The organism is Haloarcula sp. R1-2 (genome assembly GCF_011627385.1).
GTDB lineage: Archaea > Halobacteriota > Halobacteria > Halobacteriales > Haloarculaceae > Haloarcula > Haloarcula marismortui.
Genome location: NZ_JAANTG010000006.1, coordinates 77,390 through 94,532 on the forward strand (window position 1 = coordinate 77,390; position 17,143 = coordinate 94,532).

The 17,143-nt window shown below is 60.0% G+C and carries 11 protein-coding genes; 3 read left to right on the plus strand and 8 right to left on the minus strand.

Going from position 1 to position 17,143, the window contains the following annotated elements:
* Positions 1-2 precede the first annotated feature (2 nt).
* The 6 genes from G9C82_RS19160 to G9C82_RS19185 form a co-directional block, all read right to left on the minus strand.
* On the minus strand, positions 3-1,787 hold the full coding sequence (locus tag G9C82_RS19160) for an acetyl-CoA carboxylase biotin carboxylase subunit (RefSeq protein WP_127015050.1): 1,785 nt from the start codon (positions 1,785-1,787) through the stop codon (positions 3-5).
* Positions 1,787-2,953, minus strand: a complete 1,167-nt coding sequence (locus G9C82_RS19165; protein ID WP_127015051.1) for an acyl-CoA dehydrogenase family protein — start codon at positions 2,951-2,953, stop codon at positions 1,787-1,789. Before G9C82_RS19165 ends, G9C82_RS19160 begins: the two co-directional genes overlap by 1 nt.
* 45 nt (positions 2,954-2,998) lie before the next feature.
* Positions 2,999-4,681 carry an acyl-CoA synthetase gene (locus G9C82_RS19170; RefSeq protein WP_127015052.1) on the minus strand — a complete coding sequence of 561 codons (1,683 nt, stop codon included), beginning with the start codon at positions 4,679-4,681 and terminating at the stop codon, positions 2,999-3,001.
* A gap of 170 nt (positions 4,682-4,851) precedes the next feature.
* Entirely contained in the window at positions 4,852-6,255 is a 1,404-nt protein-coding gene (locus tag G9C82_RS19175; RefSeq protein WP_127015053.1) for a UbiD family decarboxylase domain-containing protein, read from the minus strand.
* Entirely contained in the window at positions 6,252-7,757 is a 1,506-nt protein-coding gene (locus G9C82_RS19180) for a UbiD family decarboxylase (RefSeq protein WP_127015054.1), read from the minus strand. The genes G9C82_RS19175 and G9C82_RS19180 overlap by 4 nt, the downstream gene beginning before the upstream one ends.
* Before the next feature lie 3 nt (positions 7,758-7,760).
* The gene (locus G9C82_RS19185; protein WP_004966609.1) at positions 7,761-8,255 is read right to left on the minus strand and encodes a hypothetical protein; all 495 of its coding nucleotides are present in this window, start codon (positions 8,253-8,255) and stop codon (positions 7,761-7,763) included.
* 896 nt (positions 8,256-9,151) lie between these two features.
* Here G9C82_RS19185 and G9C82_RS19190 point away from each other — a divergent pair.
* The 3 genes from G9C82_RS19190 to G9C82_RS19200 all read left to right on the plus strand — a co-directional run bounded on the left by G9C82_RS19190 (position 9,152) and on the right by G9C82_RS19200 (position 13,783).
* On the plus strand, positions 9,152-10,339 hold the full coding sequence (locus tag G9C82_RS19190) for an orc1/cdc6 family replication initiation protein (protein WP_127015055.1): 1,188 nt from the start codon (positions 9,152-9,154) through the stop codon (positions 10,337-10,339).
* Between the two features lie 215 nt (positions 10,340-10,554).
* The gene (locus G9C82_RS19195) at positions 10,555-11,304 is read left to right on the plus strand and encodes a helix-turn-helix domain-containing protein (protein WP_127015056.1); all 750 of its coding nucleotides are present in this window, start codon (positions 10,555-10,557) and stop codon (positions 11,302-11,304) included.
* Between the two features lie 142 nt (positions 11,305-11,446).
* Positions 11,447-13,783, plus strand: coding sequence for a cation-translocating P-type ATPase (locus G9C82_RS19200; RefSeq protein ID WP_127015057.1), 2,337 nt, complete (start codon positions 11,447-11,449; stop codon positions 13,781-13,783).
* Positions 13,784-13,916: 133 nt separating this feature from the next.
* Here the strand turns inward: G9C82_RS19200 and G9C82_RS19205 are convergent, their stop codons facing one another.
* Positions 13,917-15,155, minus strand: a complete 1,239-nt coding sequence (locus G9C82_RS19205) for an MgtC/SapB family protein (protein WP_127015058.1) — start codon at positions 15,153-15,155, stop codon at positions 13,917-13,919.
* Positions 15,156-15,374: 219 nt separating this feature from the next.
* Positions 15,375-16,940, minus strand: coding sequence for an AarF/ABC1/UbiB kinase family protein (locus G9C82_RS19210; protein ID WP_127015059.1), 1,566 nt, complete (start codon positions 16,938-16,940; stop codon positions 15,375-15,377).
* Positions 16,941-17,143 lie beyond the last annotated feature (203 nt).

Here is a 17,143-nt window from a genome sequence, read left to right on the forward strand (position 1 = left end):
ACTTATTCCTCCAGTACAACCAGGGTGTCACCCATGTCTACGGAATCGCCCTCTGCGACCGGGACAGATGCGACAGTGCCGCCCGCAGATGCCACCACGTCGTTTTCCATTTTCATCGCCTCCAGCACGCAGACGACATCGCCCGCAGCAATATCGTCACCGGGTGCAACTTTAGTCGAAAGAATAGTGCCCTGCATCTCGGCCGTAATCGCACCCGACGTGGTCGCGTCCACCGTGCCGCCACCGGATGAGTTGCCGCCCGAAGTGCCACTGCCGGAGCCGCCACTGGCGTTGCCATCACGGGAGATGCGGGGCAGTCCGTCCGTAACGACGACATCGAAGCGCTTCCCATCGACTTCGACAGCGATTTGATCCGTCGACGCCGCCGAGGCGTCGCCACCGACCTCGTCAGTCCCCCATCGTGCAACAGCCGCGTCGAGGGCATCGTCGGCGAGTTCCTGGTCGAGGTATTTTGTTGTATGCGTCCCGGCGCGGAAGGTGTCGTCATCCAGCATCAACCGATGGAACGGGATAGTGGTATGGACCCCCTCGACAGTGAAATGGTCGAGAGCACGCTTTGACCGGTCCAGACAGTGCTCCCGGTCCTCGCCAGCGACGATGAGCTTCGCGATCATCGAGTCGTAGTCGCCCCCGATATCGTCGCCCTGGGAGACCGCGTGGTCGAGCCGGACACCGATACTGCTTGGCGGCGCGTACGTCGTTAGCGGCCCTGGCGTCGGCGCGAAGTCTTCCGCCGGGTTCTCCGCGTTGATCCGGTACTCGACGGCGTGCCCGTCTATCGACACGTCGTCCTGTGTAAAGTCCAGTCGCTCGCCTGCAGCGACCCGGAGCTGCCAGCGAACGATATCAATCCCGGTCACTGCTTCAGTGACGGTGTGTTCGACCTGAATTCGGGTGTTCACCTCCATGAAATAGAATTCCCCGTCTTCGACGAGGAACTCCACGGTCCCGGCGTTCGTGTACCCGGCTTCACTGACACCGCGTCTGGCGGCCGCCCCGATCTCCGTACGCAGTTCGGCGTCAAGCGCTGGACTCGGGGCTTCCTCGATGACTTTCTGGTGGCGACGTTGCAGCGAGCAATCGCGCTCGCCGAGGTGGCGGACATTGCCGTGTTCGTCCGCAAGCACCTGCACTTCGACGTGCTTTGGGGCTTCGAGATACTTTTCGACGTACACCGAGTCATTGCCGAAATACGCTTCCCCCTCGCGTTTTGCGCTTTTGAGCGCCTCCGCAACTTCGGCCTCGCTCCGAACTATCTTCATGCCACGACCGCCACCGCCGCCTTCAGCCTTGATTGCGATGGGGTAGCCGTACTCTGCACCCAGTTCCCGCACTTCCGCTGGCTCGTCGACCAGATCCGTTGTGCCGGGGACGACTGGGACACCGGCGTCCTGCATCACTGTCCGGGCTTTCGTCTTTTCGCCCAGCGTCTCCATCGCGTCGCTTGGCGGACCGACCCACGTGATGCCGTTGGTAGCTTCGACGCGGCTAGCGAACTCGGCGTTTTCGGCGAGGAAGCCGTACCCGGGGTGGATTGCGTCGGCCCCGGCCCGCTCAGCGACATCAAGGATAGCGGTCTGGTCGAGGTACGACTCGCTTGCAGGTGCCGGGCCGACGTTGTATGCGTCGTCGGCGTACTCAACGTGGCCGGCGTTGCGGTCGGCGTCGCTGTAGACGGCGACCGTCTCGATACCCAGCTCTTCACACGCAGCCATCACACGAACCGCGATTTCGCCGCGGTTTGCGACAAGGACTTTCTCGAACATTAGTAGGATCTGGGGAAGCCGAGGTGCTGGCCGATATGGTTGTACGCCATCTGCTGGGAAACTGGGGCCAACCGTGTCAGGTTGATTTCACGCCACCAGCGCTCGACGTCATACTCCTTCGCGTAGCCCCAGCCACCAAACGCCTGCATCGACTGTTTGACCGCTTCGATACCAGCACTGACGGCCGTCGCCTTCGCGACGTTTGTCTCGTATCCACACTCTTCGCCCTGGTCGTAGAGCCATGACGCCTTCTCACGCATGAGTGCCGCCGTTTCCATACGGGCGTACGCCTTGGTGATCGGGAACGAGACCGCCTGATGGCTCCCGATAGGCGCATCGAACACCTCCCGGTCGCTGGCGTACTCGATAGCAGTGTCTGCGGCTAGTTTGCCGATACCGGTCCCGGCGGCGGCAAAGCCAATACGTTCCGGGTTCAGCATATCGACCAAGGTCCACCAGCCGTCGTCTTCCTCGCCCAGCAGGTTCTCCTCGGGGACCCGAACGTCCTCGATAAAGACTTCACAGGACTTCGAATAGTTGATACCGTGTTTGGGAATCGGAGACACGTCGATGTTGGGGTCGTCCATATCGACGATGAACAGGCTTATGCCGTCAGTCCCGCGCTCGACCTCGTCACGTGGGGTCGTGCGCGTGACGAGAATCATGTTGTCAGCCCGGTCAGCGAAGGTAATCCAGGCCTTGTTCCCGTTCAGCACGTACTCGTCGCCGTCTTTCTCGGCACGGGTCGCGACGTTCAGCGTGTTTGTCCCGGCTTCGGGCTCTGTGATACCGATAGAGAAGTTTCGCTTGCCGTTAGCGATGTCCGGCAGATAGGTCTGTTTCTGCGCTTCTGTCCCGTTCTCGCTGATACCGACAGCAGCCATGCCGGCGGTGAGCACCAGATACCACGTGCCCGCCATGCCACAGCCTTCGGCACAGAGCGTCTCCATGACCAGCCCCATCTCCTGGATGCCCATCCCGGCCCCTTCGTACTCCGGCGGGACCAGCAGGCCGTGGAAGCCGGCTGCAGCCAGTTCGTCCCAGAATGCCTCTCCGAACTCGCCTGCTTCTTCTTTTTCGCGCCAGTACTCCGGTCCGTACTCGGCCGCCACGTCCGCTGCGGTCGACCGAATCATCGAGCGTTCCTCTGTAGCTTCGAAATTCATTGTGGTTGTGTCTGCGTTGGCACTCGTACTGCTTGATACCCTGTGTCAGGATTCGACTTCAGCTTCTGCTTCGGCGTCGTCGTGGAGCTCGGTTCGGCGGATCTTTCCAGTCACGGTCTTGGGCAGTTCCTCGCGGAACTCGATTTCGCGCGGGTACTCGTGTGCGGAGAGCTCGTCTTTCACGTAGCTCTGGATGTCTTCTTTGAGTGGGTCAGACGGCTCCGCATCCTCGCTTGGCACAACATAGGCCTTGACGATGTTGCCCCGCGCTTCGTGAGGTTTGGGAACGACGGCCGCCTCAGCGACCGCTTCGTGTTCGCCCAGCGAACTCTCGACCTCGAACGGCCCGATGCGGTAGCCCGAAGAGAGGATCACGTCGTCTGCCCGCCCTTCGAACCAGAAATACCCGTCCTCGTCCTTGTGTGCCAGATCGCCCGAGAGATACCATTTCCCGTCGGGACCGTCGATGAACGCCCGCTGGGTTTTCTTGGGCTTGTTCCAGAACTCGGCGAAGAAACACGGATAGTCCCCTCGTTGCGCGATCTCGCCCGTTTCGCCGGGTTCCAGAACTTCACCGCTCTGTGGGTCGACGATGTCGGCCTCGATTCCGGGGAGTGGTTTCCCCATCGACCCGGGCCGGAGTTCCATCGTCGGATAGTTGTTGATAATCATGTTCCCGGTCTCGGTCTGCCCGTACGTATCGAGAATCGTGACACCGAGTTCGTCCTCTCCCCACTCGACGACCCCGGCGCTGAGTGGTTCGCCGATAGAGAGCGCATGCCGTAAATCAAGGTCGACATCGGCAAGCACGTCTTCGTTTTCCCGGAGCATCCGGTAGGCCGTCGGGACCGAGAACAGGACGCTGATCGGGTATTCATCCAGCAGGGCGGCCCACTCGTCGGTGTCGAACTCGCCCTCGTACGTGAACAGCGACGCACCCCAGAACCAGGCACCGAGTGTGTTAATTGCACCCGTCAGCCAGCCGAGGTCGCCAGTCGACCAGTACAGGTCGCCATCCTGAAGATCCACGGCGTATTTTTGTGTTGCCGCGACACCGGCGATCCAGCGCTGCTTGTGGAGGACGCCTTTGGCCAGCCCAGTGGTTCCTGAGGTGTAGTACAGCAGTGCGTCGTCTTCCCCGCTGGTCTCAGCAACCTCGTAGGCTGTGCTCGCGCCGTCGAGCGCAGTATTGAAGACCACGTCACCAGCGGGTGCGCCGCCCCCGCGGTCAACGGTGAGTACGTGTTCGACCGACGGGGCCTCGTCCAGTGCGTCTTCGACCGTGTCTCGATTGTCAGTCGTGGTGACGACGACCTTCGCGTCGCAGTCGTCCAGACGGTACGAGATGCCATCGGGCCCGAACCGCTCGTTGACGCTTCCCCAGACCGCACCGTGTTTGAGCGTTCCGACCAGCGCCACATAGTGCTCGGGGATTCGAGGCATATACGAGAAAACCCGGTCGCCCTGCGCAACCCCGAGGTCGTCAAGGACGTTGGCAAACTGGCTTGAGCGGTCAGCAAGCTCCCAGAACGTCATTTTCGACAGCTCTCCGTCGGTCCCGACCTGATAGAGTGCGACCTGTCCCCGGTCGGTCGCGTGTCGGTCGGCAACTTCGTGCCCGATGTTCAGGTCGTTCGGTGCATCCCAGTCCGCGTCCGCGTAAATATCGTCCCAGGAGAATTCTTGCCGTGCTGTGTCGTAGTCCGGGAGGTTGTGGCTGGTCACCATACACCGCTCGGAATACCGGTTTCCGGTATAACTGTACCGATTACTTTCCACGCAAAATATATTGTACCAATTACTATTTGGCTTCCTTCGTAGGTAGTATTTGTACTACGTATAGCGTAAACAGATGCGTTTACGACATCCTTGAATATATACACACTCGGGAGACATATTCAGCGAGACGCGCCGCTTTCAGTCGTGTCTTCGGGACCGGTGTCGGATTCGTCCCACAGAGCACGCGCCACGTCGCGGACGTTGCCCGGGAAGGAGTTCTGGAACGTGACCCGTGGCGCGATGTACGTTTCCTTCCAGCGCGGGTCCCATGCCGCATTCACGTACAGACGCGAACCGGTTTCATTGTCCGTTCGGTAGTGCGGCCGTGTCGCCGCCGGTGCGTCCGGTTCGCTGAACGTCCAGTCGCGAGCAGGGTGGGATTTCAGCCAGACGTCAGCCAGAACGCGGCCGAAATCCTGTGGCGGCACGTCTTCGTCGACGATAACCACCGTGTCAAAAAGCGACGAGAAGGAAAAGAGGATATTCGCGAGTTGCCACTCGAAGCCGCCATACAACACGTCACTGGCCACGAAACAGGTACCAAGCTCGGCCTCTGCTGGTAACATGACCCATTCGACTGGTGAGATACCCCAGTAGTTGTTGACCCGGTGATAGAGCGTTGCGGCGGTCGCAAGCCCCGTAAGCTGGATATCATCCGCGAGTGGGCGGCCGACCGGGGAGATGGGGATGACTGGGGTGTCAGTAGCGCGGACGCTCTCGACCGACAGTGAGAGCGGCCCGCTCACAACGACGTACTCCCAGCCTTCTCGACGGTCGGAGCGGAAGTCAGGTTGACGGTCCACAACTGTCGTCTCGATAACAACCTCCGTCGCACTCGGGACGAGTCCGCCGTTGGTCGGGACGAGCGGAACGGTGCCAGTTACCCCACAGGACTGGATTGGCGTGGTCGTTTGCTCGGTGACAGCGAGCAGGTATGCCGTCGTAATCGCCGCCGGCGGCACGCCAAGCGCTATCGTCATCGTGGTCCCGTCAGCAACAAGCGACGACAGCGCGTCCGGGACGCGCACTCTGAGCGTGTCGCCGCCCACAACCGAGCCGTGAACCGGTGCCCAGTGTGTGCCGTCAGCGGTCGAGACCGATGCGACACCAAGCGTCACTGCGGGCCACATATCGGTTTCGCCCTGCGGGAGCTGCAGGTCCTGTACGTCGATATCTGTCCCCGAGGCTGCCTGCCCCGCATATGTCGGCTCCGGATTCCCGCCGGTTGGGCCGAGAGTGCTGATTGTCTCCAGCAGATCAACAAGCGTGGCGTCCGGCTCAAGTCCAAGGCCGAGCGCCAGTCGCGACCACGGCCGGGCCTCGCGGTGCTGTGTCTGGTCCGGACCGCTGAACACACCGCTAACTAGATCTATGCCTGTGGGTCGCTGGAACCGAAGCGCCGGCCCACTTGCACGGAGCGCCTCCGCCGCAAGCACGTCAACCGGGACCTCGAATGGGCCGTCGAGTCGGACGAGGTCGTCGTCGCCGGCCAGTCCACGGACGTACTGCGTGAACGGTATCACTGTGATTTGCCCTCCCGCTCGTCGAGCCGGTCGAACCGCGCAGCGTCTAGTCCCGCTTCGACCAGCCGCTCTTGGGCTCGCTTCCGTGTTTCTGTGGATGCCGTCGTGTCCGTCGCGGCATCGTCAGTCGTTGCGTCGATGTAGGCTTTAGCCGTCTTCGCCTTCGAAGTCCCCACATCCGCACTGCCCTTCTCGTCGGGCGTCTGGTAGATGTTGAGCGGGACTTTCGGCATCCGCTCGACGCCGAACTGGTGGAAGTCGGCGTCCGGATCAGCCTCAAGTGCGATGGCCGTCAACACTGCCCGCGGGTCAAGCGGGTCGACAGCAGCGTCGACAAATACGAAGAAGTCGATGTGGAGCATCCCCCACGTCGTGAAGATAAAGTTCGCCAGTTCGTGGAGATACCCCGGATACGGTCGGTCGGTCGCGATGACCCAGACGGTGCGGGAGGTAAAGCGCCACGGGACCGCCATCGCAACGTCAAATCCGGCGGCTCGGAGTCCAACGGTCGCGTCGGGGCCGGCTGCGACGAGTCGGAGCGTACTCGTCGAGTTCTGTCCGTATCCGACACCGCTCCCCTCGACGCAAAACGGTAGCCGCGGTTCGTGGCGGTGGGTGATCGCATCGACCTCGAACACCGGCATGGAGCGTCGCGGGCCGTTCATGTAGCCGAAGTAGTCTCCGAACGGTCCCTCATCAAGCCGGTCGTCGGGTCGAACGTGCCCTTCGAGAACTAGCTCGGCCGTCGCCGGAACGTACAGGTCATTGGTTTCGCACTGGACGAGGTCTACAGGCGCATTTTTCAGGCCGCCCGCGAAGGCCGCTTCGCTCCGCCCTGTCGGGATCCACATATCTGCAGTACTCTCGACAGTGGGTTCTGCACCGATAACGACCGCGACTGGCATCGGTTCGCCCCGCGGTTCGTAGTCGTAGTAGTAGCGGTTGGGAACCTGCTCACCGGCCAGTAACAGCAGACTGGCCTGGGAGCTGTCGTGGATCATCATTCGATGGCTCGACCAGGTCCCCCACTCTGTGTCGGGGTCCGGTGCGACGATGGTGTGGTGGTTAGAATACCGCCCCCCGTCGCCCTCGTGGATATATGGCCACGGGAACGACAGGAGGTCGACCTCGGTTCCCGTCCGCACTGTTTCCTTACAGGGGGCCCTGTGACTCGCAACGGTTCGAGGCGCTTTCGTCCTGTTGAGGCGGGCAATCACTCGGTCGTAGTACGTACAGCCTGAAAGGCCACTTGGGAAGCCCAGCGCTTGAGCGAAGTGATCCCAGGGGCGTGTCTGAGGGCCGCGGTACGGGTCGCCAACCAGTTTCGACTCCGTTTCTATCCCTGCGATGGACTCGAACACCGGGACCGGTCCGTCACGGATGTTGGCAAGCATCGTCGCTGCACTTGCTTCGAGGTCCCACGACACCGGTTGGTCGAAGGACCGAAGCCAGCCGGTCGTGTCGAGCAAATCGAGGTACTCGCGGAGCGAATTGACTGCCATCTGTCACTCCTGTTTTCCGAGCACGCGCCTGAGTGGGTCGTCATCGGGTTCGCGGCGGACCTCCGCGTAGGCGTCCAGCAGGGCCGGTCGCTCTGTGGCGAGGTGGTCGAACGCGACCTCACGAAGCGCATCGGCCGTTGATTCGTACTCGCCAGTTTCGACGAGATACTGCAAGAGTACCTTCAGATCGTCGGACCGGGTGTTGAGGATATTCGACGCCGTCTCCTGTTCGGCTGCCAGATGGGCTACGAGCTCGTGATCGATACCGGTCGCATCGGTCTCATCGAGTAGTTCGACGTATCTGGTCTCGCTGACGCTCTCGTGTGGCCCGGCAACGATTGTAAGCGGTTCCGGGTCAGTGAGTTCAGCAGGGTCCTTGGCAATCCGGACGCGTGCCTCGAAGATGCGTTTCGTCTGCGCGTCCGTGATCTGTAGTGTGGTTTCTGCCTGTGCTTCCTCAGGGAGATGGTCTGTTGACGTGATGTAGTGGCTCGACATTACCTGCCCTCAGTTGGTCTGCTGATGTTCTTAGCAACCTCTTGTTCCAATGGCATATATGTACCGTCGTCGCGTCACTATCGCACCGGTTCGTACGTCACCGTCACAATCTGATCGAAGTGGCAACGGTAGATTGTGATCCCGGCATCTGTAGTTGGAGATGCTCCACACACCCACCCCACTGCTTCCGCTGTTAGGAAATAAATAGACGGCACCACCCCCGTGGGAGGAGGTGATTTGCTATTTTGTGGTAATGTAGTAATGTTATTGTTTTTTGGCGATATACTTGAAGTTATTTATTACCACTAGAAATTTTGAGGTTGTAGTTCGAATGGGCCACCGCAGGCTGTCAGGTCTAACAGCGGAAGCAGTGGAGTGGGAGTCCCTGTGTACTCCGTCTCGTACAGCAGTATCTTATACAGCAGACTCTGCACTGATAATTCGTGAGGGAGGTTCTGGGATACCGACTCCCTCATCTCAAAAAATCCCTCGAGCGGGGGTGGTGTATCCTCTGAGAGTTTAAAACCGCGACACTCGCCCTGTATAGACTGGAAAAACCAGCGTTGCTCGGTCCGTACAGACTGGAGACGCAGTGGGCTGTGTCAGCCCACTCCCGTTTTGTCGAGCTAACAGCGGAAGTGGTGGGGTGGGTGTGTCGCTCCGTTACTGCAACCCCGCTGTCTACCTACTCGTAATTATCCGGTCCCGTTCCTCAAAAAACGCACCACCTGGCCACCCTCCTAACAGCGGAAGCGGTGGGGTGGGGGTGTAGTGGGGCAGCTGCCCATTTCTCATCTAACAGCGGAAGCAGTGGGGTCGTCCACTTATATAGCCAACCGAACAGCGGAAGCAGCGGAACCAAAGGTTAAGTCATTTCATGTTACAATTATAGACAAATGAGCGACATTACGTTCTCGCCGACATCCACAATATTTGAACAACGCGAGGCACTGCTTGAAGAGTGGACACCTGAGGAGCTTGTCGGACGTGACGAGGAGCTCCAGAAGTATCACGCTGCGCTCCAGCCAGTCATCAACAACGAAACCCCGTCAAACATCTTTCTGTACGGAAAAAGCGGAGTTGGGAAGACCGCTGCCACTCGATACCTTCTCTCCGCTCTGGAACGTGATGCAGCAGATGTCGACGGACTAGACCTCAGTACGGTCGAAGTCAACTGCGATGGACTCAATTCGAGCTATCAGGCCGCGGTCGCAATCGTCAACACGCTTCGTGATCCAGCGAATCAAATCTCAAACACCGGGTATCCACAGGCTTCAGTGTATCAATTCCTCTTCGATGCACTCGACGATCTGGGCGGAACGGTGCTTATCATTCTCGACGAAGTCGATCACATTGAGGACGATTCGCTGCTGTACAAACTCCCCCGCGCCAGATCGAACGGTGACATCTCCGAAGCGAAATTGGGTGTCATCGGTATCTCAAATGACCTCGACTTCCGCAACCAGTTGTCCTCAAAAGTCCGGTCGAGTCTCTGTGAAAAGGAAGTGTCGTTCTCGGCATACAATGCCAATGAGCTACAGCTAGTTCTGAAACAGCGCGAGGCCGTCGCGTTTCAGGATGATGTCCTTGACGACGGCGTTATAGAAATGTGTGCTGCGTACGGTGCGAAAGACTCCGGAGACGCCCGTCAGGCTCTGGATCTCCTCCTTGAGGCCGGCGACCTTGCTCGAGAGTATGACGACGAGCTCGTAACTGAACACCGCGTACGTGAAGCCCGGCAACGGCTTCAAACTGACCAAGTCGTCGAAGGGATCCGCAACTACTCTGACCACGGGCAACTCGTTCTCTATGCACTCACTGGGCTCGCCGAAGAAGATGACACCCCGGCACGGACACGGGATATCATGGGTGCATATCAGGAGTTAGCACGTGAGGAGGGTCTGGACCCGGTTTCAGAGCGGTCGGTCCGTGACTATCTCGGTGAACTCACACAACTCGGAATTGTGTCCTCGACGGAGTATAACCGGGGGAAAGGCGGCGGCAAGTACAAGAAGTTCGAGTTAGAGCAATCCATCAGTTCAATCAAAACGGGCCTCTCAGAACTCCTGAAAAAAAGCCCGTGACCCCACTGCTTCCGCTGTTAGCCACCCCACCGGTTCCGCTGTTAGACAGAGAGCAGAACTATACTACCCACAGTGACGTAACTCTGGACGGGTACCAGCCTACTGAAAGCCAACGAATACAGGACTTACCCGATACCGATGGCGTGCTCTGACTTTCACTGGCGCTGGCCAGTACCGTGCCGACGTGTTTTATCGAACCGCGCTGTATGATGCGTATGCGCGAACTCGTCTTCGCCCTTGACTACGAACCGGGCTGTAACAGGGTTGCAGACGCCCTCGCCGAGCATCCCGATGCCCGCGTCCGCTCGCTGTCGCTGCACGCCACTGCTGACCGTCTCTGGCGGGTTGACCACGCAACTGGAACGCCAGCCGCACTCACCGCCATCGAGGACGCCTTCCTCACCAGCGACTACTACGCTGACTGTCTTGCCACCGAGGACTGCGGTGCCACACAGACCACTCGCGTCCTTGACCGAGCCGATGACACGCTCGTCCTCTACTCTGACTGGGAGCGCACCCCTGCCTGTGCCTCGGTTCCCCACATCGCTCAGGACCACCTGGGCGACGGGGTGCTGTTCGAGACGCGCCACGAGGGGCGTCACTACACGTGGCGGCTCATTCACTCCGGCGACGGTGACGTGGCCGCGTTCTTCGACGAGCTCGCGGCGGCCGTCGGGGAACGTGCTCAGATGGAGATACTCCGCACTGCAGACACGACGGCGTCGATGCGAGAAGCCAACGGGACACAGAGCGCTCTATCGCCGGAACAAGAGGCCGCACTCCAGGCCGCCGTTGAGCACGGCTACTACGAGTCACCCCGGGAAGTTGACGGCAGCGAGTTAGCCGAGCACCTCGATGTCCCGCGGTCGACGCTGACCTACCGACTGCGTCGGGCCGAGGAACAGTTGGCAAAACAGTACGTCGCAGGCAGGCGACTGACCGAAGAGCCGCCGGTATCACGCTGACGCTCGGTTTGGAATATTCCAATAAAGCCTTATCGAACTCACGCACCAATCATGAAGTAATGACAGAGAATCCGGATGCGGCGGAGGGGCGGGTGGCGACGGTCAGCGAAAGGAGCGGACTGTCCGCCTCACAGTCCCCGAGATGGATTGTCCCTCCTGCGCCCAGAAGGTAGATAAGAGCCTCCAGCGCGTTGAGGGCGTTGTCGACGCCACCCTCCAGCCGACCACGGGAACGGCCGCTGTCACGTACGACCCTGAGCGCACCAGCGGGACAGACGTGGTCAAGGCGATTGAGGCTGCTGGCTACGAGGTCAGCGGCGGCCCGGACTCCGACGCCGATGAGCAAGCGGAGACGGGTGGCGGTGCCGATATCGCGCCGCCGTCGGAGGTCTGGACGAGTCCCCGCGCGAAGAAGACGTGGCTCGGCGCAGCGCTGGTCACGTTCGGTCTCCTGTTCAAATTTCTCCTGACGGCACAGAACGTCGCGGTAGCAAGCGCTCTCGGGTATCCGCTGTCCGTTGCCGACGCCCTGTTTCTGGGAGCCGTCGCCGTCAGCGGTGTCCCCGTCGTCCGCAGTGGCTACTACTCTGCGAAGAATCTAAGTCTCGATATCGACCTGCTGATGGGCACGGCTATCATCGCCGCGACCGGCATCGGTTATTTCGTTGAGGCTGCGACGCTGGCCGTCCTGTTCAGCATTGCAGAACTGCTCGAGGACTACGCGATGGACAGGGCACGAGACTCTCTGCGTGAACTGATGGAACTGTCACCTGACGAGGCCACCGTTGTGCGCGATGGCGAGGAAGTGACGGTGCCCGCCGACGAGGTAGAGGTGGGTGAGACTGTGGCCGTCCGCCCCGGTGACAAGATCCCGCTTGACGGCACGGTCGTCGAGGGCGAGAGCGCGGTCGACCAGTCACCGATCACCGGCGAAAGTGTCCCCGTCGACAAGGTCGCCGGTGACGATGTCTACGCCGGCGCAATCAACGAAGAGGGATACCTCGAAGTGACGGTCACGTCGACGGCGGGCGACTCGACGCTCTCGCGCATTATCGAGATGGTGCAGGGCGCACAGGCGAAAAAGACCGACACTGAGCAGTTTGTCGACCGGTTCTCGGGCTACTACACGCCAGCCGTCGTTGTGCTGGCGATTCTGACCGCCGCCATCCCGCCACTGGTCATCACCGACCCAGTGTCAGTGGCTGTAGCGGGGTATGGAGTCACGTTCGTCGGCGACTGGCAGACGTGGTTCATCCGTGGGCTCACGCTGCTGGTGATTGCCTGCCCCTGTGCGTTCGTTATTTCGACGCCCGTCTCGGTGGTCTCGGGCATCACCAGCGCCGCAAAGAACGGCGTTCTCATCAAAGGCGGCAACTATCTCGAGGCGATGGGCGAGGTCGACGCTGTCGCCGTCGACAAGACGGGGACGCTCACGAAAGGCGAACTCGCTGTCACCGATGTTGTCCCTGCTGGCGACACCGACGCGGCGACGCTCCTCAGTCACGCCGCCGGACTGGAACGTCGCAGCGAGCATCCGATCGCCACGGCGATTCTCACCCGTGCCACCGAGGACGGTGTAGAGGACCTGCCTGCAGTGACTGGCTTCGAGACTCTCACCGGAAAGGGTATCCGCGGAGAGATTGACGGCGAGATATATTACGCGGGCAAGCCTGCGCTCTTCGAGGAGGTGGGCTTCGACCTCTCACGTACTCGCCGCGAGGCAGACGGTGTCCTCAGGAGCGGAGCGACCGGGGACTCCTCAGATCATCGGTCTGACGGTGGCGTCGTGTCGGAAGAGACACCTGTGTCCGGTGGCGGGGCATTCGCCGGGAATACACTCGCCGCACTGGAGCGGGAGGGCAAGACAGTCATTATCGTCGGAACGGACTCGGAACTGCTGGGTGCCATCGCTATCGCCGACGAGGTACGCCCCGCCTCAAAACAGGCTGTTGAGCGCTTACAGGCGCTCGGTATCGAGCGTGTCGTGATGCTGACTGGCGACAACGAAGGCACCGCCCGCGCCATCGCCGACACGGTCGGTGTCGACGAGTATCGCGCCGAACTCCTGCCAGATGAGAAGGTCGATGCGGTCGAGGAGTTGCAGGCGGAGTACGGTACGGTGGCGATGGTCGGCGACGGGATCAACGACGCACCAGCACTCGCCACCGCAGAGGTCGGCATTGCAATGGGTGCTGCCGGCACCGACACCGCGCTGGAAACTGCGGATATCGCACTGATGGGCGATGACATCGGGAAGCTCCCTTACCTGTACGAGCTGTCACACACCGCCACCGACGTGATCCGGCAGAATATCTGGGTGAGCCTCGGCGTGAAGCTCCTGCTCGCACTGGGCGTCCCACTGGGACTGGTAAGCGTCGCGCTCGCGGTCGTGGTCGGCGACATGGGGATGAGCCTCGGCGTCACCGGAAACGCGATGCGGCTATCGCGAATCAAGCCTGACCGGTTTTTCGACGCCTGACGTTTCGCCACCTCACCACTCACGTCCATAGCTATTCTGAGACCGTCGCGACACCAGAGTTGTGTGACCGCAGTCGGTACAGGCTTTTAGACGCGCTCTCTTGAGGGCGACGTAGCTCCGCTAGCGTAGCGAATCACAGGACGACGACAACGATGCCAGCGGCGGCGACGACCCCAAGAGCGACCGTCACCTGCCGGCCCAGTTCGACCGTCCCCAGTAGCCACGCGAGGCCGGCCTTTGTGAGCGTATTCGCAATAGCACCGATGACGATACCGGTAGTTGCGACTCTGGCAGAGATCTCACCGTCCGCTTCGAGTGCGCTCAGCGTAAGCGTGATCGCATCGACGTCAGCAAGCCCCGAAAGAAACGCAGTCACGTAGATACCCGAATCGCCGAACCAGGTATTTGCGGACTGGGACACCAGGAGCACGATTGCGAAGACAGCGCCGAAAAACAGTGCCGGTCGGAGACGAAACGGGTTCGTGAGATCGGTCTCGACCGCCGACTCTGTGGTCGATTGCCAGTAGACGATGCCGGCGATACACACGCCAACACCAGTCATCACTCCGAGCGGCACAGCGACTTGAGGGAGGAGTGCCCGGTTCACGACAGCGACCTCGAGGAGTGCGCGCGGAAACATGACAATCGATGCGACAACAACCGAAAACGAGCCGATCCTGTAGAGGTCGGGAGTTTCACTGATTCGCTCAGCCACCGAGACCGTCGTCGCGGTTGAAGAGACGAATCCGCCAAGGATTCCCGTGAGGGCAATTCCTCGCTTGGCTCCGACAGCCCGACTCAAGATGTAGGCAACGAAGCTCAGCCCGGTGACAAAGCCGACCATCACCCAGATAAACCGTGGATTGAGACCATACAGCACATCGAGTTCACGATCAGGCAGAATTGGCAGCACGACCAACACGACAAGGATGAATTTGAGGGACGCACGGCGTTCACGTTCGTCAATTTTGTCGACGAACCTGTGGATCGTCGGCTTCGCAGACAGGAGGATAGTGACAAGCCCGCCGAGAATGATCGCGAAGACCGTCCCGTGTTCGGAGGACACTGCTAACGCACCCAGAAGGACAGTGAGCAATGCAGCAGTCACCGTCGTGAGTCCGATATCTCCTTCAGTCAGAACTTTCCCGGCATACGCGACGGTCAGGAGGATTGCAATAGCGAGGACTGTGACAGGGAAGAGGGCAGGAAAGAACGCCTGAACGGTTGCGCCGGCGAGGGCAAACAGCGGAAACGTCCGGCTGCCGGCGAACATTCCCCCAGATTCCGCCTGTTCCCGTTCCAGTCCGATGAGAGCGCCAATACCGAATGCAACGAGGAGACGAAGGAGAAGCGAGTCGATGATCTCGACCATTCCCTAGAGTTCAGTCCTCCAAGTTGTCAAACTTCGGGTGTGAGGCCCGGAATCAATTGTCTACTGTGGGTGCTATGGGGCCATGCTCGGTTCAAGTTATTTGGAGAGCAGAAAACTGGACGAGCCATTTCAGATGACCGTCTCCCCGTGCTGTCACTCTCTGTCCTGTTCCTTGAGCGAATTGCCGTCTGTTCTTCTGGGACCCGGTGAATCTGAAAATTATGACCCGATGTCGACAAGATAGAACAGCAGAAAGCCGGCTGCGGCGGCACCCACGGGGATTTCGTACGGGCGCTCGTGGAACGTCAGAATTGCTGCGGCCACGATGAGCGCGCCGGCGACCACCGCGTAACCGAGCTTCTGTGCACCCGTTCCGCGTCCCTCAACCGGGTCTGTACGGACGACCAGTTCGCCCCGCTCAAGCCGGGACAACGTTCTATCGACCCGAGAGGGGACCCGTGCCAGTGCAGGAAGCGACCGGCGAATATCTGCCCGCGTTTCCTCGATGAGTGCATTGAGTTCGTTCTCGATGAGCCCCTGTTCGACGAGGAATGAGCGCACAGCGGCGAGAAAGTCAAACTCCGGATCGAGCTGCCGACAGACACCCTCACCAACGGTCCCGACCCGGATGAGTAACATTACGTCCGGCGGAATCCGGAACGGGAACGCACGGAGATTTGTCGTCAATTCCGTAATTATCATCCGCCAAGTGACTTCCGAGCGGCCTTCGAGGTTCTCGATGACGAGCGCAAGCACCCGGCCGACCTCAGCACGGTTGACGTGTGGCTCAAGGACATCGAGCGCGACAAGCGCATCTACCAGATCATCCACGTCACGACGGACGAGTGCCCGATAGAGCGCGACAATGTCCTCCTGAACCGTGGGTGGAAGGCGTTCGTTCATGCCGAAATCGAAGAGCAACAGACGGCCGTCGTCTGTGACGGCGAGGTTACCCGGATGGGGATCAGCGTGGAACACGCCGTCGACGAGTCCCATCTCCAGATACACATTGATGATCCGTGTCGCCATCTCGTGTGGCGTCATATCGATACCGTCGAAGGCGTTGCCGTCGGTTACTTTCTGCCCGGTCAGATACTCCATCGCTAGCACTCGTTCCGAGCACAGGTCTTCATAGACGGCAGGGATCACGACTCGCTCATCGCCGTCGAAATTCTCCCTGATGTCAGCCATGACCGTCGCTTCGCGGTCGAAGTCCAGTTCGTCCAGAATTATGTCCTCAAAATCGTCAGCCGCATTTTCGATCGAATACTGCTGACGCTCGGTAGCGAAGGGGCGAATCAACGGAACCAGTCCCCGGACGACCCGAAGGTCACGCGTAATCATGGGCTTCAGTTCAGGACGTCGCACCTTCAGTGCGATTCGCTCACCTCGGTAGGTCGCCGTATAGACATACGCGAGCGACCCGCCGGCGACCGGTTCGAGTGTCGACTGATCGAGTTCGTCGCCAAGCTCTTGTGCAATGACGTGCTTTGGATCTCCCCCCGCGCCCTCGGGGACCTCGTCTTGGAGGGTTCCGAATACGTCGGCATAGACTGGCGGGACGATATCGGGGCGTGTCGAGAGTACCTGCCCGACTTTGATGAACGCCGGTCCGAGTTCGAGCATCGTATCCCGGATCTGCTCGGCTCGCTGTCGATGGGCCTCGTCCGGGACCTGCCTTCGTGAGCCAAACAGGATGAACCGCCGCCGATCGCGGAGAAATGCCAGCGCGAATGGGAAAAACCGGACGAGAACGACCAAGTACCGGCGAAACAACCCGCTCATTCTATCGGAGTGAATAGCGGTCGAGGAGCGTCAATTGACAGTACATACACTGGTTTCGATCAAGTGGCATATATAAATGGAGGAAAACTGGATCCCCTCGGATATCTAGTCTCTTAGGATTGCATTAAGTGCTGATTTGCTAGAATATCTTCAAACTTGATGAAACAGCCGAACGAGCAGATAACGAACTCGACGGAATCAGT